The 23,125-nt window shown below is 39.7% G+C and carries 17 protein-coding genes; 3 read left to right on the forward strand and 14 right to left on the reverse strand.

Features of this window, described 5'->3' with window-relative positions; genetic code table 11:
- Position 1: 1 nt before the first annotated feature.
- The 10 genes from PQO03_RS15375 to PQO03_RS15420 all read right to left on the reverse strand — a co-directional run bounded on the left by PQO03_RS15375 (position 2) and on the right by PQO03_RS15420 (position 14,239).
- On the reverse strand, positions 2-1,582 hold the full coding sequence (locus PQO03_RS15375) for a LamG-like jellyroll fold domain-containing protein (protein WP_274154075.1): 1,581 nt from the start codon (positions 1,580-1,582) through the stop codon (positions 2-4).
- A complete protein-coding gene (locus PQO03_RS15380) occupies positions 1,579-2,097 on the reverse strand; it encodes a sigma-70 family RNA polymerase sigma factor (RefSeq protein WP_274154076.1) in 519 nt (172 codons plus the stop codon). Before PQO03_RS15380 ends, PQO03_RS15375 begins: the two co-directional genes overlap by 4 nt.
- Positions 2,098-2,219: 122 nt before the next feature.
- Complete coding sequence (locus tag PQO03_RS15385) at positions 2,220-6,413, reverse strand: c-type cytochrome (RefSeq protein WP_274154077.1); 4,194 nt, start codon at positions 6,411-6,413, stop codon at positions 2,220-2,222.
- Positions 6,413-7,099, reverse strand: coding sequence for a 3-keto-disaccharide hydrolase (locus PQO03_RS15390; protein WP_274154078.1), 687 nt, complete (start codon positions 7,097-7,099; stop codon positions 6,413-6,415). The genes PQO03_RS15385 and PQO03_RS15390 overlap by 1 nt, the downstream gene beginning before the upstream one ends.
- A 620-nt stretch (positions 7,100-7,719) precedes the next feature.
- Positions 7,720-8,007 carry a hypothetical protein gene (locus PQO03_RS15395; RefSeq protein ID WP_274154079.1) on the reverse strand — a complete coding sequence of 96 codons (288 nt, stop codon included), beginning with the start codon at positions 8,005-8,007 and terminating at the stop codon, positions 7,720-7,722.
- Between the two features lie 107 nt (positions 8,008-8,114).
- Complete coding sequence (locus PQO03_RS15400; protein ID WP_274154080.1) at positions 8,115-8,579, reverse strand: hypothetical protein; 465 nt, start codon at positions 8,577-8,579, stop codon at positions 8,115-8,117.
- 145 nt (positions 8,580-8,724) lie between these two features.
- Complete coding sequence (locus tag PQO03_RS15405) at positions 8,725-10,065, reverse strand: DUF1501 domain-containing protein (protein WP_274154081.1); 1,341 nt, start codon at positions 10,063-10,065, stop codon at positions 8,725-8,727.
- A gap of 10 nt (positions 10,066-10,075) precedes the next feature.
- Positions 10,076-12,529 (reverse strand): PSD1 and planctomycete cytochrome C domain-containing protein, encoded by a 2,454-nt coding sequence (locus tag PQO03_RS15410; RefSeq protein WP_274154082.1) that lies wholly within the window; start codon positions 12,527-12,529, stop codon positions 10,076-10,078.
- A gap of 305 nt (positions 12,530-12,834) precedes the next feature.
- Positions 12,835-13,626, reverse strand: a complete 792-nt coding sequence (locus tag PQO03_RS15415; RefSeq protein WP_274154083.1) for an endonuclease/exonuclease/phosphatase family protein — start codon at positions 13,624-13,626, stop codon at positions 12,835-12,837.
- Between the two features lie 250 nt (positions 13,627-13,876).
- Complete coding sequence (locus tag PQO03_RS15420) at positions 13,877-14,239, reverse strand: CoA-binding protein (RefSeq protein WP_274154084.1); 363 nt, start codon at positions 14,237-14,239, stop codon at positions 13,877-13,879.
- Positions 14,240-14,448: 209 nt separating this feature from the next.
- Here PQO03_RS15420 and PQO03_RS15425 point away from each other — a divergent pair, with 209 nt between their 5' ends.
- The gene (locus PQO03_RS15425) at positions 14,449-15,018 is read left to right on the forward strand and encodes a hypothetical protein (RefSeq protein WP_274154085.1); all 570 of its coding nucleotides are present in this window, start codon (positions 14,449-14,451) and stop codon (positions 15,016-15,018) included.
- Positions 15,019-15,204: 186 nt separating this feature from the next.
- On the opposite strand, the gene arsJ is transcribed toward PQO03_RS15425, so the two are convergent.
- From arsJ to PQO03_RS15445, 4 genes are all read right to left on the reverse strand, one after another.
- The gene (gene arsJ, locus PQO03_RS15430; protein ID WP_274154086.1) at positions 15,205-16,401 is read right to left on the reverse strand and encodes an organoarsenical effux MFS transporter ArsJ; all 1,197 of its coding nucleotides are present in this window, start codon (positions 16,399-16,401) and stop codon (positions 15,205-15,207) included.
- Positions 16,402-16,414: 13 nt separating this feature from the next.
- The gene (locus PQO03_RS15435) at positions 16,415-17,422 is read right to left on the reverse strand and encodes an ArsJ-associated glyceraldehyde-3-phosphate dehydrogenase (RefSeq protein ID WP_274154087.1); all 1,008 of its coding nucleotides are present in this window, start codon (positions 17,420-17,422) and stop codon (positions 16,415-16,417) included.
- 313 nt (positions 17,423-17,735) lie between these two features.
- Positions 17,736-18,455, reverse strand: a complete 720-nt coding sequence (locus PQO03_RS15440) for a HugZ family pyridoxamine 5'-phosphate oxidase (protein WP_274154088.1) — start codon at positions 18,453-18,455, stop codon at positions 17,736-17,738.
- Between the two features lies 1 nt (position 18,456).
- A complete protein-coding gene (locus PQO03_RS15445; RefSeq protein ID WP_274154089.1) occupies positions 18,457-20,244 on the reverse strand; it encodes an ABC transporter ATP-binding protein in 1,788 nt (595 codons plus the stop codon).
- 462 nt (positions 20,245-20,706) lie between these two features.
- Here PQO03_RS15445 and PQO03_RS15450 point away from each other — a divergent pair, with 462 nt between their 5' ends.
- Entirely contained in the window at positions 20,707-21,957 is a 1,251-nt protein-coding gene (locus PQO03_RS15450) for an Opr family porin (RefSeq protein ID WP_274154090.1), read from the forward strand.
- Positions 21,958-21,975: 18 nt separating this feature from the next.
- Positions 21,976-23,118, forward strand: a complete 1,143-nt coding sequence (locus PQO03_RS15455) for an imelysin family protein (RefSeq protein ID WP_274154091.1) — start codon at positions 21,976-21,978, stop codon at positions 23,116-23,118.
- Positions 23,119-23,125: the final 7 nt, after the last annotated feature.

A 23,125-nucleotide genomic window follows, 5' to 3' on the forward strand; every position in this document is an offset into this window, starting at 1 on the left:
TTTATTTCGCTAAGTCGTAGAGCTGCTTAATCTCTTGTTCATTGAGAGCGTAGTTAAAGATGGCGATTTCGTCTAAGCTACCATCCCAATGCCCAGGAGCATATCGACTAGGATCACGGTCATTATCATCTATTTTCGTGCCAATTCCTAGCGATTTTAGTTGGCCATGCATGTTGAGACCATTGACTTTTTCACGGGCAATGACTTCTCCATTACGGTAGAGGCGTACTTCACTTCCTGTGTGGACAAAGGCGACATGCTGCCAAGCGCCAACAGGGAATTTATCATTCTCAAAAATATGAACTTTCTTTTTATCATTCGTCATCACTTCCACGTCTAAGAAACCTTTAGGGTTTAAGCCAAAGTGGAACTGACCCCATTGATCTTGGCCCCAATTTTTCACAATAGTCGCCCATTGAGGACGGCTTTTAGCATAAACCCAAGCGGAGATACTAATCTCACCCAGTTGACTCTTGGGATAATCGGGAACGTAAAGATAGCCACGGTGATTAGCTCCAGAAAGTTGTAGAGCATTGCCAACTTTACCAGGAATTAAGAGATTGTCCTTATGAGCAATTCGATTGGCAGAGGCATCATTTTTATAGGATGACCAATCACTTACAGTAGAGCCATCCTTACTCATTTCCATGGGGAAATAAGCGACAGGATTTAAGCTGCTGACAAGTTTTGAGTAAGGGGAATTAGCTTCTTGTAAATTGCGGACAAAAAAATCAGTTCTTAGATCTATTTCATTAATACTGATATTTTCTTTCTCCCTCATTTCATTTTCTTCATAGATGATACGTACGGCATCTTGGGCTATTAGGTTTTTGTACTGTGCGAGTCCATGGGAGTTCAAACTAACTTGTACGGAACCTTTGAAAACATGAGCTTCGACAAATTCATTGGCATTTACCCACACAGAGAACTCAGTGCCTAAATCAACGATGTCGGCAACGGGAGTTCGAATCGTAAAGTTCTTTGCTTCAGGAGGTGCAAAGGCAGAGATCTTTCCATTTTGACAAGCGATTAATTTATCTGAAATCAGTGTAAATTGAGCGGGGGCTTCGATGATCGCATGGGCCCCATTTTTATAATTGACTTGAATGATGCCTTGCTTAAGCACGTAAGAACCTTTTTGGAGATTATCGCCAGTTTTAGGTTGTTCTCCATTGGCATTACCGTATTCAAATTCACTGCCGATACTGGTGTCAAGAATAGCTAAGTTTTGACCTCTAAAAACGCTTGCGGGCTTAGCGGTTCTTAGGCTAAGAGGAATATTTTTTTCGGAAGGTTTAAAAAGAAAAGCAATAATGAAAAGGGCGGCAAGTGCGCTTATGCTGCGACTGATGAGTCGAAAGGAGAATTTTTTCTTAGTGATTTGAGGGAGATCTGAGTTCGCGGGAATTTGAAAGTGTTGATGGTGATCATTGAGTAGGGCATGTGTTTCGCAGAGATCTATGTAGAGCTCACGTGCTTCACTGGAACTTTGTAAAAGCTGAGTCAGTTCTTTACCTTCTTCTGCGCTGAGTGATTTTTCAATCATTTTGTCAGTTAATTCGGCGATGCGTTCTTTACTCATGAGTCGGACTCCGGTAAAGATTTTACACATTGAGTGAGATTGGTACGAGCGCGAAAAAGAACCTGACGAATCGAGTTGGCGGTGCTTTGAAGTTCCTCAGCAATATGTACAATACTGGAACCCAGGCCATAGCGTTTTTTGATAAGATCACGCTGACGCTCGGGAAGTTTGGCTAAGCAAGTTTCCATTTTATCTTTGCGTTCTTCGTAATTGTCGGGTCTTTTATTTTGTTCCGCCATCATCTCTTGGATGATTTCGTTACTGAATATGAGTGGATCTCTCATTTTTTTCTGGCGCCAAGCCATTACTTGAAATGAGGCAATGCGAAACGACCAACTCTTGAAACTAGTTCCGAGTTGGAACTCATGAGCCTTGGTCCACAAAATAAGGTTTGTATCCTGTAAAATATCATTGGCCGCATCTGGATCAGCGACAAGACTCAAGATAAGTCCGTAGAGACGCCCTTGAAAGGAACTCATGAGTTCAATGAAATCTGCTGATTCGGAGTTTGGCATAGTGAAGGCTTTGTTTGTTATGGATGATTTATAATAGTATTAGAGCGATTATTTACGAGTGAAAAGTTTCAGGCCTAAAATTGTCGAAGCTTACGGATATTATATCCGTAAGCTCAAGAGCTTTAAAGCTTATTAATATATTCGAAGATGGCTTCAAATTGCTTAGCTGCGTCATTACTATAATCAGGAAGAGCTGACTTGCCCTTCTCGTCAGCATACTTCGGCATTTTAGTATTGGGAACAATATGAACAGGATTCATCATCCAGCGATGATAGAAATCTTTATTCAGGCGATCAGCACTATATTTTAAATTTATGCCTTTGACTTCGAACGCGGCCATCGCTTTTTCGCTTCCTACATCATGACAAATGATACAGCCAAAGCCACTGGTACCAACTAATTTTTTGCCTACGGAGATCTTTTCTGTCGAGCTATCTAAAGTATTTTTCTTTTGAAAGCTAGCATGTTCTAGAGCTAAACTTTTAGCCATTTTCTCTGCACGAGCAGGGAAGGAGGGCATGCGAGCGAGTAACCATTCACGACTATTATATTCTAGTGAACCTTCTAGATATTTTTGGATTGTCACTTGCTTGATTTTCTCACCGACAAAAGTCAGCTGCGGACGACTTTGATCCAAATGACCTTTGTTTTTGTGATGAGTCTTAAGGTCTTTAATGTCATTGGCATAGGCCTCCCATTTTGAACCGTGATTATCTCGGCTATGGCAGGCATTACAATTGAGTGTTTGGAATTGTCTTTCAGCAAATTCAACAGGAGCATCATTTACTAAAGAATGGTGCTTACGTTCGAAAACACGTCTCATGTCCTCAAGTTGATTACGATGAATCTTGTAATCAACTTTTTTTGCTTTATTAGCAAAGCAGCCTTTGCGCTGGCCGCGGATTTTTTCGAAGGCAATGGCCTTTAAGCTACTTGGCTCTTCGCCACCATGACAGTTGATACAACCACGATCTTTGAAGAGAGTTTTACCGACTTTGGCATCAGCTTTGAAATCTGCAAACTTATTTCCACGGGCCTTTTCGAGCAGGAATGAACTTAGATCAGTCGCTTCCTTATCAGACAAATTGAAGTTTGGCATTTTTGTCCATGTGTGAAGCTTCTCAGGAGATAAGAGAAAAGCTTTCAATGCTTGCTCTTTATACTTGTTAGCCACATTGCTTAAGAGTATACGCTCGCCTTTAGTGTTTTTTTCTTCAGGTCGAGTGTGACAAGAAATACAGCCTAAATCATAGAAGAGCTCAGAACCCACTTTACTATCACCTTTGAGTGATGCCGATAAATCTTGTTTCATATCCGAAGCTAAAAATTCGGCTATATGCTGAGCTTCTTTTTTGTTCACAAGACTAGGCATGTGACTGTGCTTGTTCAAGTTCTTGGGATTGGCAATCCATTCAGCCATCCACGCTTTATTGAGGCGGCCACCTGCGTTAGCAAGAGAAGGTGAATCCATATATAACTCTGGCATGAGCTTTGGATTATCACTTTTATGGCAGGAAATACAACGTGATTCGGCAATTTCTAAACGCCCTTTACGGTATTTTTGGAATTCATCAATTTTAGGAGTGCTACTAAAACGCAAATTTTTTGAACTGATCGGCTCTAGAGGGAATTTAGTGCCTTGCCATTTCATATTAAAATAAGACTCTTGTTTTGTATCCGATGAGTAAGTTATTTTAAATTTATGTGTGCCTGGATTTAAGTTTAATGAGGGAGATTTAAGCAGTTTTCCATTTTCCTTCGCATCAAAAATCACTTGGCCATTGAGTTCAAAGCGTAGAGCTCCTTTGAGTCGAGTTTGGAAATGAACTTGTTCTTTTTCTTGTACTAAAAGGAAGCCAGTGTAAGAAGCAGTGAAGGCCCCTTGAGATAGGAAAGGACTCGCAAGAGTATTCTTTTCTAGTTGCATGTTTAAGAAACGAGTCGTTTTTAAATCATGTTGCCAGTTTTCTTTGCCTTTAAGTTCAAGTATGGCTCCAGTAGGGAAATTATTGATTTTATCTTCCAATTCGAGTTCAGTGACAGAGACCATGTCTTCCACCTCAGATGAATCAGGAGCAAGATTATAAATAGTATTGATGATTTCTGATTTAATAGTTTTGCCTTTAGCAGTTCGTACCTGATAACTAACTTTCATGTTATCAGAAGGCTTCATGTCATTTAATTTAAGGAAAATAGTTTTGCCATCGCGCATCAGTTTTACGGCCGTTGCATAAACTTTTTCTCCATCTTGATTTCTCGGGAAGCCTATACGGCCAGCACCTTTACTTTCGCGATCTTTAAAATCCTTTAAAACATCTTGTGGTGTATCTGTTGCGAAATGCGCAGAACCATATTGCTTAGAATAAAGGTAGTTCCACCTTTCAACAGAGAAATTTTTAATATCCTTTAATGTTTCGGGATCTAATTGTTCGTTGAAAGTCAAATAGAGTCCCTGTGTCGTCGCTTTAACTTCTACAGGGCGGATCATTTTTTTCCCTTTATAACGAACGCGGTTAATTGCCGTTGCGCGACTCGCGTTAGTTTGCCAGCCCTTAAAACCTGTAATTATGGCATTGTTACTATGCTTAGGGTTAAAGCGAATACGCATACCTGAAGACATGAGGCGAATCGGTAATTGGACGACGCCACCCTGAACTTGTCCATTGACTTTTTCTTTGAAGACGGTGTAAACTTTACTCTGTCCATAAGATAAATGAATCAGATTCCCGGCTAAGTCACCCCAAGAATTCTTGGGCACCCAGATTTGTGATCCCCCAGAGTTATCTCTATTCATGGGTAAGAAGCAAAGAGGTTTATCGTAACCTTGTTCTTCTTTTCTACCATTTCCAGGATGGACAACACCACCAAAGTCACCTTTTTCGAGATAATTTATTTTACAGGCAGGGACATAAGTACCTTCATTTTCACCCGTGGTAGCAATGGTCCCTTCAGGATTGATGGACATACCGCCCGGAGCACGTAAGCCACTAGCAAATACTTCGGAGTGTTTTCCATCCTTACTGATTTTGTAAACGACTCCATGATTATCGTGAGTTATATCAAAACCACGACCACCGTTTCTAACGGGAGAAGCCTTGGCAAAGTAGAAGTTTCCTGCCGCATCCGTTTGTAAATCAAAAGTAAATTCGTGAAAGTTTTTTGTGATTTTACAATCATTATTAAAGTTTTCGTAATAATCTGCTTCACCATCATTATTAAGGTCATGGAGGCGCGTGACTTGATCTTTACCATTGACGTAAATAATATCATCGACAATGCGTAGGCCTAAAGTTTCGTTGAGACCCGCAGCGTAGCGTTTCCACACGACATTTTGTAAATCATTAGTAAGGTTCGAAGCAATCCATACATCACCATTCCAAGTACAAAAAGCGGCGCGTGAGCCATCGGAGAAGTAATCGAAGCCCCCCAAACGTATTTTAGAGTTATAGGGGTTGTTTTCTGGCACGGGAATTTGATCAACAAAGAAATAATCGGATTCTGAGTCAGCTACTTTGCCTTTTACTTGTACAGTTTTTGGCCAGCGACTTTTAGCGCCTTGGGTGAATTTTTTAAGATCAACTGAGCTAGTGATCTGATTGATAGACGAATGGCTATAACTAATAGAAAAATTGAGGTTCTTACTTCCTGCGTGAATGCGAATGAAGTAAAGCCCTTGGCCATTATTTTCGATTTTGAATTGAGAACTTTTAAGGAAAAAATCCTGATTTATTTTCAGAGATTTGTTATCGATGACTTTAAGCAGCATCTCTTCTTTGGAGTCAGCTATAGAGAAGTGACGCGAGAAAACTTTGTCGTCTAGCATTTTGGGCATTTCATAAACTAGAGTTTTTGAATCACCCACGGTGTATGAATAAACTACTTTATCATCATAGCGATAAGTACCTTTGAAATGACTATAGTTTTTTGCTAAGGGCGCATAATGATTCGCTCTAGGGTCTTTCCATGAACCCTTGTAAGCCCAAGATAAGCTTGCTGCAGAAGATAAAAATATCTTGCCGTCAACTTGGGAGTTTCCTCCGTGTTTTCCGTCCCAGGGGGTGCCATGAAATTTAATGCGTTTATCTGTCACGTAACGCAAGTTCATATCACCGGTATCGTAATAGGCGGTATACTGACTCTTGCCAGAGCCTAAAAGAACTGCATTGCCGCGCAAAACGGCGGCTTCATCTTGGTAGGAAACGACCTGTGATGAGACTTGACTAAAATCGTAAGTCTCATACCATTGAGCAGCATTTGCGGAAGTCGCAAAAATGCCTATGCCAATGAGTGCTTTGTAAACTTTAGTGAAAGGCATTATTTGAGCTCTTTAATTTTGAGGTTCTTAAATGAAACTTTATCATTGTGGTCTTGAAGTCCGAGGTGGCCTTTTTTAGTTTTAGCAAAGCCCTTCCAGCTTTTGAATTTACTTTTACCCACAAGTTCGTTCCATTTATCTGAACCGATGAGGATATCAACTGTTTGAACTTCATTTTGCCATACTTGCAGCTGACCTTTATTAAGTTTGATGCGAACTTGATTCCATTCGCCGGCTTTTTTGTGTGACTCAGCAGGAGAAGTAATCATGTCGTAGAGTGATCCCGAGCGGTGATTAGGCTTCTTTCTATCACTATGTTTTTCATTATCGAGGATTTGAATTTCCGGAGCATGAGAATAAATCTTCTTGCCTTTCTCATCAGCAAGAATAAAGATGCCGCTATTTCCGCCTTCGGAAATTTTCCATTCCATGCGAAAATCAAAATTTTCATACTGATCTTTAGTCATGATATCGCCACCACCTTTACCAGTCAGTATCATGGAGCCTTCTTTGACTTGCCATTTTGGGTTGATGTCTTGCTTTTTGAAATTCCGCCACTGATTCATATCGCTACCATTAAATAACAATTTCCAACCATCATTTTTTTCGTCGGAACTTAAAATATTGTCTTGGGCAAAAGTATTGATTGTCATGATAAAAAAGAAGAATGAGATGATAACTTTCATAAGTGAAACTCCGTTATTAATTTGATTACTTGCCCTTGTATATAAAGGAAAATGAAAAACGTTACGCTGAAATTTATAAAATCATTAAAAATAATTCCTCAAAAGCCATAAATGAATTTTTATTGAATGATTATTTCGGTGTTTGTGAAGGAAAGTGCTAATATTTTTTTGTTATCGCCTCTCAAGGTGACGCGCTTTTTATCTGCCCCCGGTGGCAGCCGGACTTGCAGGGAAGGGGACGGAGTCCCAAGGCTATAATAAAATAAAGGGGGGTAGTTATTCCGCCTCACTCCGGCGGGGAGGTGTTGCCACACGGGCGGATAAAAAAATTAATTAATTTATCGCCTCTCAAGGTGGGCACACCTTGCAGGGAAGGGGACGGAGTCCCAAAGCTTCGAGGAAAAATGAGGGGATAGTTTCGCCTCACTCCGGCGGGGAGGTGTTGCCACACGGGCGGATAAAAGGAAAGGGTGGTGAGTTGATCGCTTAACAGCGGGTTGCGGTTGCCACCGCGGGCGGATAAAAGGGGGGGGTAGTTTCGCCTCACTCCAGCGGGGAGGTGTTGCCACACGGGCGGATGAAAAAATTAAATTATTGCCACACGGGCGCGGCTAGCAGCATCACTTCATGTAAAGAAATTTTTGTAGGGGGAGCAGTTCAACTTTGATGACTTTGTCTTCGGGAGGGTATTTGGGTTTATAGGACGTGATACTTAGTTCCAAGATTTCGCCATCGCGTGAAAGGACTCTTCCTTCGCTATAAATTTTTTTGAAGTAAATATTTTCTATTTTCACGGTGTCGTTTCTAGAGATGATGAGCACTGAACTTTCGCTAAAGTAATGCTTACTTCCGTCAAAGCTGCTACAGGAGCTTAAAGTGAGAAGGATTAAAAAGTATAAAAATTTCATAGGGCTCAGTATTTAGTTTCGTTAAAATAGAGGCATTAAGTAAAGAGACAAATTAAAAAGCCCTCAATGATATATCAATGAGGGCTCAAGTAAACTTAATCTATGGCTTAAGGTCTTTGTGGTTCAATCCCACCTGGATCAACATCGGGGGTATCTCCTTTAGCGCCTTTTTTACCTTTGCCTTCTTTCCCGCCTTTGCCTTCTTTACCACCGCGTTTCGCTTTCATTTTTTCTTTGAAAGCAGCTTTTTCTTCATCCGACATGTTTTCAAAATCAGGGCGTTCTTCGCCTTCTTTACCGCCCTTAGCACCTTTGCCACCACGCTTAGCACGCATTTCTTTAATGAATGCTTTGCGCTCTTCTTCAGTCATGCCTTTCATTTTTTCTTTGATTTCGGCATGGCGTTTTTTGAAGGCAGCTTTTTCTTCTTCGCTCATACTTGCCATGCGTTTTTCCATTTTGGCTTTGCGATCACCTTTCTCGCCTTTGCCTTCTTTGCCACCTTTTTTGTCTTCTGCATAGAGTCCAGCACTCATGAAGAGGCTAAGAGTAATGATAAATAATGTTTTCATAATGTTTCCTTGTAGTTGAGTATTTGATTACTAGATCGCACAGTAGCTAGATAATCTTTCACCTAATCATAATTTTCTTTAAGAATTTTATAGAATGAAGATTTCAGTAGCTTCTTTTGAACCAAGTTAATCAATCGGAGGATTTTTAGCTTAAAATATCTCTAGCAACATCTCCATAGACATCTGTGGGGCGGAAGTCACGCCCAGCATACTTATAGGTGAGTCTTTCATGGTCTAGGCCTAAGATATGTAAAATGGTGGCATGCCAATCATGTATGCTCATACGACCCGATTCGGCTTCATAACCCATTTCATCGGTAGAACCATAGCGAAAGCCTCCTTTAACACCTCCACCTGCCATCCAAGTAGTGAAACCCTTGGGGTTGTGATCCCGTCCATCGCCATTAGGTGACTCAGGTGTGCGTCCAAATTCACTTGCCCAAACGACTAGCGTATCCTTCAGTAGACCCCGCTGTTTTAAATCCGTTAATAATCCTGAAATCGGCTTATCAATTTCATGGCATCGAGCCGGTAGATCATTTTTTAAATTAAGATGATGATCCCAGCTACCATGAGATAATTCAATAAAGCGAGCTCCGGATTCAGCAAAGCGTCTAGCGAGTAAGCATTGACGTCCAAATTTATCTGTGGTTTCATTACCAATACCATAGAGGCTTTGAGTTTTTGATGATTCTTTACTTAGATCGAGAATTTCAGGCATGGAATCTTGCATCCTATAAGCCATTTCATAAGAATCTTGAATGCCTTTGATATTAGGATTGAACTTATCATTCCGTAATTTTTGCTCGTTGAGGTTTTGAATGAAATCCAATTGTTTACGCTGAAGTTTTTTCGAGATTTGAGGATTATTAATATTGGGGAAATCATCGCCTCCGGAATTAGCACGGTTACCTCGTATCGCTTGTCCAACAGCAGTTCCTTGATATTGAGAGGGAAGGAAGGCACTACTGAAGTTTGCACTACGACTACTCGGGGGATAGAGTGTTATGAAACCAGGCAATGATTTATTGAGACTTCCTAAGCCGTACATAATCCATGCACCAAGGGAAGGGCGGGCGAATTGTACATTGCCAGTATGGATTTTTGTTTGAGCTTGTGGATGATTGGGCTGATCCGTAGACATGCCATGAAGTAGGCAAAGTTTGTCTGCATGAGTAGAGATATTAGGTAAAAGCTGTGAAATGGGAAGTCCACTTCGACCACAGCGCTTAAAATCTTTTATAGGTGGCAGCAACTTGCCACCATACTTGCCTCTTTTACCAGCTTGTTTAAATAATGCAGGTTTGTAATCAAAGGTATCAACATGAGAGGCAGCACCAGTCATATTAAGGAATATAACTCTTTTGGCAGTCCCTTTGAAGTGAGGCCCGGTGGGAGTGGCCTTATTGGCGAAAGCGTTTAGATGTAAGCCGCTGAGTGCTGCTGCTGAGCTTAAGCGGAAAAAATCTCTTCTGGAATGTATCATTATATTTCTCCTAGTTTAAGTAGCGAAATTCGGCGCTAGCAAATAGTGATTGACATACACTGCTGAGGGCTAAGTTCATGCGTGTGGATTTTTCATTTTTTTTGAGTTCAGAACTATTATAAAACATTTGATAGAGTTTTTTTGCATTGCTCAGTTCATGGCTTTTTGGACTTCGACCTAAGCATAACTCAAAGGCAAGACTGATTTGTTTGTCAAGGCTCTTTTCGTTATGAATAAGACGTTTGGCTAAGCTAGAACTCATGTCGAGGACAAAATCGCTATTGAGCATGTAAAGAGCCTGTGCAGCGGTATTATTTGCCTCGCGTACCGATGAACTGGTCATTGATGCAGGGAAATCAAAAGCTTGTAAGATATCCGGTAATTGATCTCGTACTATGGGGATATACACGGAGCGGTAAGGAGCTGCTATATCTATTTCAAGTCGCTTCGCTCTGCCCAATGTTACTTGACCCAGCTTTGCTAGGTCTGAAGCAATAGGAGGAGTAATATCGATCTTGCCTGCGATTTGAAGAATAGAATCACGAATGGCTTCGGCTTCAAGCTTCTTAGGTTCCACTCGCCAAAAATACTTGTTATCGGGATCAGTTTTGAAATTAGTAGCCTTATAGGTTGAACTACTTTGATAGGCTCGACTTAAGACGATGCTTCTCACAAGGTTTTTTACTGACCAATCTTCTTTCATGAAGTCAAGAGCTAGGTAATCCAAGAGTTTTTGATTGCTGGGCAAAGATCCTGTTTTACCAAAATTGTCGGGACTTCTAACGAGTGCTTGACCCATTAATTTCATCCAGATTCGATTGGCCATAACGCGAGCCGTGAGGGGGTTATCCTTAGAGCTAATCCAGTAAGCTAATTCTTTGCGACCATTTGTCTTATCTCCAATTTCAATATTTTTCGGATTGATGATTTGTACAAAGCCTCTGGGGATTTCTTGCCCTGGGCGGTTGACCTCACCCCTTTCAAGTATTTTGGCATTTGTTAAAGTGCTAGGCTGCATTCCCATACAAAAGGAAATGGGCTGGCCATTGGCATCAACCGAATTGATTTGTTCTTGTACTGCGTAGAATTGATTTTGAGTTTTGCCAATATCTCTTTGTAAGCTCTGAGCATCTTTTCCAGTATTATTCTCCATGGCATTTCTACGGCTCATGCGTGCTTGGCGCATTTTACTCTCCGCATCCTTAAGTTTATCTTTGAGTTGAGCTAATTCACTAGGGCTAATCGGCTTGGTGATATTGGGGACATTCTTAGTGGGTAATTTAATCAGTGAGCTGGGATGTCTATTTTGTGCATTGGAAGTCGTGCCATAATAAGTTTTTGAGCTTTGGAAAATTCCCGCTAAAGCATAGTAATCTTTTTGTGGTATGGGATCGAACTTATGATCGTGGCAACGAGCGCAAGAAACCGATAGGCCCATCACTCCTCTAGTGACTAAGTCGATTTGTTCATCGACTAAGTCGGCATTGAATTTTCGTTTATCATCTTCGGGAAGGGCTTTTGAACCAAGAGCAAGAAAACTTGTCGCCACTAAGTTATTTACCCATTCTTCGTCAGTTTTTGTTTTGAGTAAGTCACCTGCAATTTGTTCCTGTAGGAAAATGTTATAGGGCTTATCTTGATTAAACGAATCAATAACATAATCTCGATAACGCCATGCGTGGGGATAAGACATATTTCGTCCTTGACCCGTAGTTTCAGCATAGCGAGCAACATCAAGCCAATGACGACCCCATTTTTCGCCGAAGTGGGAACTCATGATCAGTTCATTGGCAGTGTGAGTCATAGCAGATTTAGGATTGTGCTTATAATGACTATTGAAGCGTTCGATTTCTCCAGGAGAGGGCGGCAGGCCAATAAGATCGAAATAAAGTCTGCGCACGAGTTCATTGGATTTAGCTATGGGATTGGGGGTGAGTTTGTGTTCACTTAGGTCGGCATATATGTAGCGATCTATTTCATTTTGACTCCACTCGGGAGAACCATTTTTTTGAGCCGCTTGGTAAGTCGGCTTTTGCATCGACCAAAAATTGCGACCTTCGCGAATATCTTTTTCAGAAACAGTACTTTTAACCGTGATTTTTTCTTGGACTCGTGGATCGGGTGCACCCATGAGGATCCATTTTTTGAAATCTTCAATGACCGCGTCAGGCATCGGTTCTTTGGGTGGCATCTCATAATCGAGATACTTAATCGATTCCCATAAGATTGAATCACCTAAGTTATTTGGGACAATTGCAGGGCCAGTATCGCCACCAGTGAGCAAACCATGTTTTGAGTCTAGGACAAGTCCGCCTTTGACTTTATTTTCTTTATCGGAATGACAGCGGTAGCAATACTTTTCCAAGGCGGGACGAATTTTCTTTTCAAAGAAAGCCATGCCCTCGTTTGCAGAAGTAGTGAGGGTGAAAAATAGTAGTGTGGATAGTAGATATAATTGTTTCATATTTAACCTGAGTTTATAAGTCTTTACATTCTCAATCGCATTAAAGAAAGAAAAGCTTTCACCAAAGGTATATTTTTCACGAAAGTTTTTGAAATGAGTAGCTCAGTAATTCCTTGTGAGGCCACAGATTCAACGAAAAAGTATTCTTTCTAAATTAATAATGGAGTCAAAAGACTTAGGTAATTCATTTGAAAAATGATGCTTTAGAATTCTATGCCATCCATTAGCTTCATTTCATTTCAAGATAAAATCAGCAATTACCGAATAGTGGTCTGAGATTTTATCTGTATCAGGGTCATCGTTGATCACTTTAGCGTAAATACATTGCTTGGCCAGGGGGGTGTGGCGAGGATATAGTCAATGCGTCCACTTGCTTGATATCCTTTTTTCAGAATAGCGGTCGGGAAACTCCCGCGTGAGGGAGCATCTGGTTTCCCTTTGCTTGAGACGAGGTCATCAAGCCCAGCGGCGTGATAGTTGTCCATGACGACGGTATCTCCCTTACCATCTGCTTGGGATCTGGAGTTGAAATCACCTAAAAGAATAATATTCGTACTCTTTTGTTTCAGTATCTCGACTTGGTTGAGGATGTGTTGCTGTTCATGAAGGCGATCTTTTGTTTTAAATGGATTGTGGTGTAAAACTACAAAGTCAACGCCACGGGTTTGGGCTATGATCAAGCCGTGCATATAGGGGTTGTTGTTATTTCTTTCTTCATAAACGGAGATATTTGAAAGTGGTGTTTTCGAGGTAATTCCCACATTGTAAGCACTTTTGGAATTGCACAGCTTAACGTATTCATGACCCCATGTTTTAGCCATCACCGCTAGTTGTTGTTCACTAAAGCCATTCAACTCCTGCAATGCAACTACATCTGGATTTTTGGCCGCAATCCATTGCTTTGCAAGTTTTAGTCGTGCAGGGTCAAGTTTTGCCTTTCTTGATGGATTTACTTTAAAGCCAATCCATATGTTGTAAGAGATTACCCGAAATGCGCTACTTGGTTTTTGGCCTTTGGCCTCGGTCGCATTGATAGACAAGCTAAGGAATAGGGCGGTGATGATTGTAGAAAAATTTCTGATGATTGCAGTGCGCATATGACTATCCTTATTACGTTCAATGTGTAGTGATATACGCAGCTATTTCGGGTGTATTACTTTCTTGATGAAAAAAAATAATGCTTCTTTTTTAATAATATAAAACGCCGTAGGTGCTCCTTATGGTGTAGCCAGGGAGGTAGTATGCGGGCGAGACGCCCGCGGCCCCAGTAAAAATGAGGGCGAGACGCCCGCGACCCGAGCTTATCAAATTAAGGACTTCATTAGAATGGAGTCCTTTTATATTAGATTAATATTGATTCGTACGCAGTAGTACAAGTGTACAGGCTTCGAGGACATCTGTATTAGCATCCGCAAATTTTTGCATGAGTTCGGGATCTTCCGTTCCAGGGTTAAAAATGATACGTTTGGGTTTGAGTTGGATGAGGTCCTGTACAATAGCTTCGAGCCGACTTGGTCGAACATAAAGTGTTATGGTATCAATATCGTCTTCAATCTCATTGAGAGCAGTGAAGACCTTGCGATCGTCAATCTGTCTTCCCAATGGATTATAAAGAAGTGTTGGATGGCCTGCAGAATCTAGTGCATGCATGGCCATGTTGGCATAGCTCGAACTTCTGGGACTAGCGCCAATGATGAGTGTAGTTTTCAAAAAATTCTCCAAAATTAATTTCTTTAAGTATAAGCCGAACCATGTGTTATTAAAACTATATTTGATTCCTTATTTATATAGCTCACGGATTCAGGTGATAGTCAGATTATGGATATTTTTCTTAAGGAGAGAGGGTGTTTATAGCGAAAAAGATTGACATTGAGCTGAAATTTATGTAATGTATTGAAAATAAGTAAGTTAAGGTTTTTATGAAACTTCTATTAACAATGATACTACTGTTTATATGCAACAGCTGTACAATAGGGCCAACAACGGCCTATCTAGGAAATAGCTTAGATGTACACTCTAGGGATAGAAACTTCCCTCTAGGTAGAATGCTGTCTTTAGAGGGGGGTATTACAAATGATAATAAGTTTATTATAAACAAAATGAGTCCTCCCAAAAACCATATTCTGACTGCGAACGGAAAACCCTTAATAGAAGGGTCGATCCAAAAACTTGATGGACAGTATATTTTTAGTGATAAAGTTAAAGGTGAAATAGTGAGACCGATAGCCATATATACAAAAGATCAAATGCCTCAGGAAAACGAGGAATATTTAAAGATTATTAAGGTGCAAAAAGAAAGTCTTCAAATGAAGTATCGAGACCCTGAGCAAAATATTCATCTACTCAATATATCATTGAACTATCGTAAAAAACCTCACTATATGAAATCTACTGCCTATACAATTATTTATCCTTTTGTATTTGTGGTTGATGCTGTTATCGCAACTGCATTCGGACGCTGTGTGGTACCTGAAAAGAAACGTAAATGAATCCCATTATAGCGCGCTAAATCCTAGGTAAATTGAGTGTGTGGAGATGGCCCGAATATGAAAAAGTGCCTTTAGCAAGATACGGACGTGTGGGTAAATGCTTTTTATTCGCCTGTCTGGAAAGATCCTTGACCAGGCGACTAAGAGACTTTGCCCCTCGCTATGGGTAGTCGTGAAAATAAGCAATTAATTTTGAACAGTGGTATTTTGTAGTTTTTTAGATAGGAAGCTGCAAGTAAGTAAAAAACAAAGAGATCCTACTAGGCAGGCATTGAGTCCACCAAAATGAAATAATAATCCGGAGAGCAGGGTACCAAAAAGTCTACCTATGGCATTGGCCATATAGTAGAAACCTACGGTCATAGCGGCTTTATCTTTGTTCGCAAAAGCTAAGATGAGGTAGGAATGTAAAGAGGAGTTGAGAGCGAAAACAAAACCAAAAATCAGTAAGCCAATTATAAGTAAATAAGAATGTTGGGGGAAAAGTACAGAGCAAAATAATAAGCTTAGCATACTGATACAAAGAAAAATAGAGAGATTAAATGCGGTCTTGGTATCGCGTTTTTCAGCTAATAATTTAGGCGCAAAAGTTTGGACTATACCATAGCCTATAATCCAACTGGCATGGAAAGTACCTATCTGGGTATAAGACCATTCTAAGACTTGGCGCATGAATACGGGCAGAGCGACGACAAACCAGATGTCCCTTGCACCAAATAAAAAGACACGAGCACCCGCTAAAAGGTTTATTTTTTGTCCTTGTTTAAAAAGATCTTTGAGTCGATTTTTACTCTTGATCTGTCCCATATTGCCTTTGAGGCAAGCAAGGACTAGAATTAAAATAATAAAAATCATGAGCGCCATGATTTTCAAGGAACTTTGAAAACCACAAGATTGGAGGAGAAAAGCTCCGAAGAAAAAGCCAAGACCCTTGATTGTATTTTTTGATCCCGTGAGAATAGCCGTCCACTTAAAGAGTTGTGAAGACTTATCGGGGATTAAGAACTTCACCGCTGTTTTTGAGCTCATTTTGGTGAGGTCTTTGGCAATACCTGAGAGTGCCTGTGTCCCCATGACAAAAGTCAATGAGAGTGCGAGAGACCAATTCTGGTTCAAGAAGGATAGTAGTACTAAAGCAATTACTTGTAATGAGAGCCCGTAAATGAGGCTTTTTTTAAGACCATGTCTTTGGGCAAATAAGCCACCAAATAAATTGGTGAGAACCCCGCAGAATTCATAGAGTAAAAAAACAAAAGAGAGTTGAAGAGGGCTATAGCCTAAATCGTGAAAGTATAAAAGGCAGAGCATGCGCAGGGCGCCATCTGTAAGCATGAAGCTCCAGTAGGCAGCCGTTACAATGCAATAGTCTTTTATATTTTTCATAGGAAGAGGGGTCTTAGATGCTTTTTACAACTTTTCCAAGTAAATCTACCATGCGGTTGATGTAGCCAATTTCATTATCATACCAAGCGAGAACTTTGACTTGTGTACCATCAATAACAAGAGTGGAAAGAGCATCAATAACGGAAGAACGTTTTTCATCTTTATAATCAACTGAAACTAAAGGCTTTACTTCATAGCCTAAAATATCTTTGAGGTAAGTTTCGGATGCTTCTTTAAAAAACTGGTTAACTTCTTCAATAGTCGTGGGACGCAAAACCTCAAAAACACAGTCGGTAAGAGAACCATTAAGAAGTGGGACACGTACGGCCAAGCCATTAATTTTTCCTTTTAATTCAGGATAAATGACTGTGATAGCCGTGGCAGAACCGGTACTAGTGGGGATAAGAGATTCTCCACAGGCACGTGCGCGACGCAAATCTTTGTGGGGAGCATCAATAATGGTCTGGGTATTAGTGATATCGTGAATCGTGGTCATGCAAGCATGCTTAATGCCGAGTTTTTCGTTAATCACTTTCACGACGGGTGCTAAGCAGTTAGTTGTACATGATGCTGCAGTAATAATATTTTGACTACCATCATAAAGATGGTCATTGATTCCGTAGACAATATTGAGTGCACCATCTTCTTTGACTGGGGCAGAAACAAGGACTTTTTTAATACCTTGTTCAAAGTAGGGATTTAAACTCTCGATACTTTTATGAACACCCGTACACTCCATGAGCAAGTCAATATTTTTTGAAGCCCAGTCGAATTCTGCAGGGCTACTCGCATTTGAAAACGAAATTTCTTTGCCATTGACAATAATTGAGTTTTCAGTGAAAGTTATATTGCGATCCCAGCGACCATGAACGGAATCATATTCCAGTAGGTGTGCGGCACATTCAGCATTTCCGTGTAATTCATTTATGTGAACAATATTGAATTGATCACGATCAAAAGCTTCGCGAAAAGCCAGTCGGCCCATGCGGCCAAAGCCATTTATAGCAATGTTTATAGACATTATAAATCCTTAGAATAATTAATTTTGTTATTATATAGTCATCTAGAGATGTTAAGGCAAGGTCAAAATTTATGTATTTTTCTGTTAAGACAGGCTAAAAAGAGATAGAAAAATTTGTTTTAGATAAGAGCACGAAATGAATATTCTTAATCGTTATAGTAATTGAAGATAAAATATATAGGAAATTATTCATAAGTCAGCTCACAGATTTAGGTGTTAGATATACTGTCAAAGTTGATTTCAAGCTATCTAGATTTTAAATAAATAGGGTGAGAAAAGTTTTCACCCTATTTATAAGCATTTTAAAATTTATTTATTTTGCGAGCTGAACAAGTACTTCACGTGCCTGAGAAGCATCAGTAATAGCTTCGTCGAAACAGATACGAAGGTGTTTACTGCCAGCGATGGTGATATCAATCCCCTCATTATCAATTCCCGTCATGAGGTAATCTTCTTGCGCATTATCGAGTTTGAGGTCTTTACAATATTTCACGAGTGAAGAACGATGATCATCGTTCATGTGATCTAAAATGCGAGCTTCTGTTTCGTAATCAAAAACTGATTCAAGCTCGATTTCGTCATTTTCGAGCCACCAAATTTTGCCAAAGCCTTCGATATAACGACTGCGAACTGGTTCAAGAACATAGAAATTAAAATCGTGAGTCTGGAAGTAATGTTTTGCGTGAGAGAATTTACGAAGGTAGCGTTCTTTGGCTTCAGCTTCATCCTCAGTAATAACACGCGCATCGGCAAGGTAGGTGAGGCGAGCATTAGCTTGCACATCACGAGCTTGACTTGTTGCGGTGATCGTGAGAGAAACACGTTTATCGGCATTTATATTTTTTGTATGCTGAGCAATTTCAGAAATAAGAATAACTGGACGTCCTAACTTATCCAAAGAATAAGGTGTGACTGAACCGAAAGGGTAGCCTGGAACATCGAGTGAATGAGTGGAGAGGACCCCGTCTTTTTCAGCTTTTAGTAAACCGCGGCCATTTTTTGCTTTAATCGTGAATTTATTGTCATTACTCATATTATTTTCCTTTTGTTTGATAGAGCTTTGAGTACACCCCATTTTGATTGATAAGTTCGTCATGTAATCCACTTTGGATCATACTTCCGTTTTCAAATACTTTGATACTATCAGCCTGCTTAATAGCACTGAGGCGATGAGCAATCGTAATACATGTTCTATTGTGTAAAAATGCTTTGAGTCTTTGCAATACCTTTGCTTCGGTCTCTGGATCTAAGGCAGAAGTAGCTTCATCAAGAATCACTACTTGTGGTTTACGTAAAACCATGCGCGCAATAGCCAAGCGTTGGCGTTGACCACCAGATAATTTCAGTCCTTTGTTGCCCACGCTGGTATCAAGACCTAGTTCTTGAGCCCGAATGAATTCATCTAAGCAAGCAACTTCTAATGCTTGCCAAATTTCACTATCCTCCGCTATTTCACCCATGAGGATATTTTCGCGAATACTAGAATGGAATATTCCTGGGGCTTGTAGAACAACGCCTATATTGTCACGTACTTTATCGAGGCCAATATCGAGGATGTCCATACCGTTAAATAAGACAGAGCCCTGATCCGCTTTATAAAGACCTGTGATCATTTGAACTAAGGTACTTTTGCCTCCACCAGTTGCACCAACTATGGCAATATGTTGGCCTGCGGGGATTTTGAAACTCACTTTGTTGAGAACTGGAATGCCTTTTTGATAACTGAAACTCACATCCTTGAACTCAATATCTATATTATCGCCATAGATAAACTCAATACCTTTACTCTTTCCTTTATTTTCCTCTTCTTCATTCATGAATTTGTTCAGTCGCTCTAAAGCAGCTGAAGCGGCAAACCATGAATATTGAATTGTAATTAAGTTTTGTACGGGGGTCATCATGACCCAAAGGTAACTAAAAACGGCAATCATTTCGCCAACACTTAGGTCCACACTCGTGAAAGCAATATAAACTGCAGCAGCTCTAAAAAGATCAAAACCCATAAGGAAAATGACAAAGCTTCCACGTGAAGCGGCATCGCTTTTCCATCTCGAGTTAATCGTAGTGTCACGCATATTAGCTGCGGAATCAATAATTTTATTAAGGAAAAAACGATCCCGGCGACTGATGCGTAATTCGTGCATAGCATCCAGGAAATCGGTCAGTTTTTCTTGAAAAGAAGCAATAGCTTTATTTTCACTTCTCTTTAACTTTTTAACTTTCTTACCCATTTTTATGGTCGCGAAAACGACAATAGGATTGAGGATTAAAATAAAGAGTCCGAGCTGAACATTAATCCACAGAAGAATGGCCGCAGTAGCGATGAGTTGAAGGATAGAAAGGATGAGCTGACTAATAGTTTTGGAAATGAATTGTTCTACCGTATCGACATCATTGGTAAAAAGAGCAGCTGTTTTGCCACTACCAGTATTTTCGAAATATTTAATGGCTACATTTTTGAGCCGTTTGAGAAGCTTTATTCGAAGGTCATGACAGATGGCTTGAGATAATCGAGTGAATATTTTACTTTGTAGAATATTTAAAGACAAACTCATGAGCCGAAGCAAGACAGTGAGGAAAAGAGTGATGGCAATAAAACTCGTGGCCTCGTGCATGGATTCGGGTAAAATGATCTTGAGTTTATTCAGGAGCTTTCCTGGACCATTCAACAAGAGATCATCTATTAATAAAGGGATGAGCAAGGGTTGAAGTACCGTTGTGAAAGCAGCTGCAACGGCACAAATATGTGCTTTGATCAAAATTGATTTATCTTTGAATAGAAGTGCTTTAATTGTATTAAAGTTGATATTTTGTTTCGTCATTTTTTTACCCTCGGATTATAGATCAGTATTTGATCATCTTCCTTGCGGATATCTACATTGATATTAAAAACTTTAGCAATTTTTTCTTGGCTTAAAATTTCTTCCGTATCTCAATAAAACTTAATTTTTCCTTCGTGAAGAAAGGCAATTTGATCTGCATAGGCGGCGGCTAAATTGAGATCGTGCACTATAACAAAGACTGCGGTACCTTGTTCGAGGGCTTTCTCGGGTTATTTTTATTCAACTGTTCGACCTGCTTTCACCTTATCAAAAGAAAGGTTTTGGCTATACAATTAATCAATCAATCAATCAATTAGTATAAATAAGAAAGCTCATAAACACTAAGTATCTAGAAACACAATGAGAACCCGGATGTGCAAATGAGATAATATCTCATCTTTTGATTTGAAATATACTAATTGAGATTTAGTATCAGTTAAGTTATATATAATAGGATATGAAATGAATAATAAGATGACCATGACTTTTATGGCTATTTTTACGAGTATAGGAGTAGGTGCGCAAGAGACTGAACTTAAGAGTGATGGACACAATCACCCCGAGCATAATATGGCCAATACTTACTTAAAAAATGAAAATAGTGATCTCAAATCGGGAAGTAATAGGCATACTGACGGTGGTAAATTAGATAGTTTTTTGGGCATGGAAGAATATTTCAAGGTGTCTGGGGTTCTTGGCGTTTATAGTCAAACAATGGATGACCAAGATGCAAACATTGATCGAGATGAATTTTCAAATCTCTACGGTAGTCTACATTTAGAAACAGTAGAATGGGAAGGTTTTAGATTTGGCTTAACGGGACTTTTTAATCAAGAATTAAATGATCATAATGATAATTATGGTGACTACTATAATCAGAAAAAAGCTATTCTTTCAGAAGCCTTCCTTAAGTATAATTATGAACAAACTGAATTTACTCTTGGTCGTCAGGGTGTCGATTGGCTTATGCTCGGCGATTACTTTGAAGGTGTATTTATAGAGTCTGAAGCAATTGAGAACTTCTTAATTAGAGCTGCGTGGGTACAAAAGGGTGCCGTACTTGATCCAGACGAAGTCATTGACTATACAGACCTTAATGATAGTGATGGAGTTTATGGCACTGAGATCACTTATACAGGAATAGACGGACTTGCAGTGACGGGTTTATATTACCATGCACCGGATGCCTATGATATTTTCGGTGGTGAAGTCTTCTTAGAAAATGAGATTACTGAAGACTTTAGTAATGCTTTCTTAGTTCAATATTTTGTTACAGATGAAAAAGAAAGTTACGATGATTACCCTGGTGGTGATGGCTCTATTATTCACATTAATAATACTGTGACTTATAGAAATTTGAGCGTCGGAGCAGGTTATATTGAAGCAGATGAAGATGGGGGAGCAGGCAGTATGCTTAACAACCCTTGGGACCCATTTGACGAGGATACTCACACCGATCGTCCCAATGCATCTACTTGGTATGTACAAGCTGAGTATGCTGTAACAGATGACTTGACACTTATGACTATATACGGAGAGAGTGACACTGATGAAGGCAATGGCGACGCTAAATTTAAAGAATTTGATATAGGTCTTGCTTATCAATTACGTGAAGATGTAATGGTAGAAGCGACTTATGTACACTTAACAACTACAGATGATGCTGATGAAGGTTTTGATAAACTTTGGCTCAATGTCACTTACGCATTTTAATTTAAAGGAATAAACAATATGAAATCACTCGTACTTCAATTTAGTTTCTTACTCTCAATCAACCTTGTTGCCTCGGCACATGATCATACCGAAAGTGTGGCACAGAATCATGCGCAAGTCGTTTACCTTTCCTATATGGATACTTTGCAAGACGCGCAAAACTTACAAAAACAAATTAATCAATTTTCAGAAAAACCAAGTGAAGCAAGTTTAGAGCAAGCTAAGAAGGCTTGGTTGCAAAGTCGTGAATCTTATGGTCAGACAGAAGCGTTTCGCTTTTATGATGGTCCCATTGATTTCGCTAATGAGAAAACTGGTGAAGAAGGTCCAGAAGGAGAACTCAATGCTTGGCCAGTGAATGAAGCATTCATGGATTATGTTAAAGGAGCGCCTACATCAGGGATTATTAATTCCGACAAAGAAATTACTTTGGAATTGATCAATTCATCTAATATCAAAAATGATGAAGCTGACGTAACGACTGGTTATCACGCCATTGAGTTTTTACTCTGGGGTCAAGATCTAAGTTTAGAATCTGCAGGAATTCGTCCTGCGAGTGATTATAAAAAAGGTGATAAAGTTAATGAACGCCGTCGTTTATACTTAAACTTAATCACCCAAAAATTAATCAGTGATCTCCAGTATTTAGTGACTGAATGGACTCCAAAAAAAGATAACTTCCGTAAAAGCTTTGAAAAACAAAGTGATGAAGAAACTTTGAGCTTACTTTTAACTTCACTCGCTACTCTAAGTGCCTTTGAAATGGGCTCTGAACGTATGGGTACGGCTTTGGATTCAGGTGATCAAGAAGATGAACATTCTTGCTTTAGTGATAATACTCACAGAGATTTTATCACCAATCAAGTCGGTATGATGAATGTATACTTTGGGAATTACGGATCTTATCACGGTAAAAGCCCCAAAGAAATTTTGGCGAAAAAAGATGAAAAATTAGCAAACAAAATCACAAAGGCATTGAAAAAAACTGCTGATGCTTTAGTACTTATCCCCGCGCCAATTGATCGTGTATTAGCCTCTGAAAAAGGAAGTGAAGCAAGAGAGATAATGGAAGCTGCCATAAGCGCCCTTAACGAACAAGCGGAGTTGTTTGTTGAAGCAGGTAAAGTATTAAAAGTTGATGTTAAAATCATAGCCGAGTAGAAAAAAT

Origin of the sequence: Lentisphaera profundi (genome assembly GCF_028728065.1) — a bacterium.
GTDB classification, from domain to species: Bacteria; Verrucomicrobiota; Lentisphaeria; order Lentisphaerales; family Lentisphaeraceae; genus Lentisphaera; species Lentisphaera profundi.

Coding starts and splice junctions, on each gene's coding strand:
- PQO03_RS15395 (WP_274154079.1), bottom strand. CDS start 8,007: ATGAAATTTTTATACTTTTTAATCCTTCTCACTTTAAGCTCCTGTAGC.
- PQO03_RS15440 (WP_274154088.1), bottom strand. CDS start 18,455: ATGAGTAATGACAATAAATTCACGATTAAAGCAAAAAATGGCCGCGGT.
- PQO03_RS15425 (WP_274154085.1), top strand. CDS start 14,449: ATGAAACTTCTATTAACAATGATACTACTGTTTATATGCAACAGCTGT.
- PQO03_RS15390 (WP_274154078.1), bottom strand. CDS start 7,099: ATGAAAGTTATCATCTCATTCTTCTTTTTTATCATGACAATCAATACT.
- PQO03_RS15435 (WP_274154087.1), bottom strand. CDS start 17,422: ATGTCTATAAACATTGCTATAAATGGCTTTGGCCGCATGGGCCGACTG.
- PQO03_RS15380 (WP_274154076.1), bottom strand. CDS start 2,097: ATGCCAAACTCCGAATCAGCAGATTTCATTGAACTCATGAGTTCCTTT.
- PQO03_RS15405 (WP_274154081.1), bottom strand. CDS start 10,065: ATGATACATTCCAGAAGAGATTTTTTCCGCTTAAGCTCAGCAGCAGCA.
- PQO03_RS15375 (WP_274154075.1), bottom strand. CDS start 1,582: ATGAGTAAAGAACGCATCGCCGAATTAACTGACAAAATGATTGAAAAA.
- arsJ (WP_274154086.1), bottom strand. CDS start 16,401: ATGAAAAATATAAAAGACTATTGCATTGTAACGGCTGCCTACTGGAGC.
- PQO03_RS15450 (WP_274154090.1), top strand. CDS start 20,707: ATGAATAATAAGATGACCATGACTTTTATGGCTATTTTTACGAGTATA.
- PQO03_RS15445 (WP_274154089.1), bottom strand. CDS start 20,244: ATGACGAAACAAAATATCAACTTTAATACAATTAAAGCACTTCTATTC.
- PQO03_RS15410 (WP_274154082.1), bottom strand. CDS start 12,529: ATGAAACAATTATATCTACTATCCACACTACTATTTTTCACCCTCACT.
- PQO03_RS15385 (WP_274154077.1), bottom strand. CDS start 6,413: ATGCCTTTCACTAAAGTTTACAAAGCACTCATTGGCATAGGCATTTTT.
- PQO03_RS15415 (WP_274154083.1), bottom strand. CDS start 13,626: ATGCGCACTGCAATCATCAGAAATTTTTCTACAATCATCACCGCCCTA.
- PQO03_RS15455 (WP_274154091.1), top strand. CDS start 21,976: ATGAAATCACTCGTACTTCAATTTAGTTTCTTACTCTCAATCAACCTT.
- PQO03_RS15400 (WP_274154080.1), bottom strand. CDS start 8,579: ATGAAAACATTATTTATCATTACTCTTAGCCTCTTCATGAGTGCTGGA.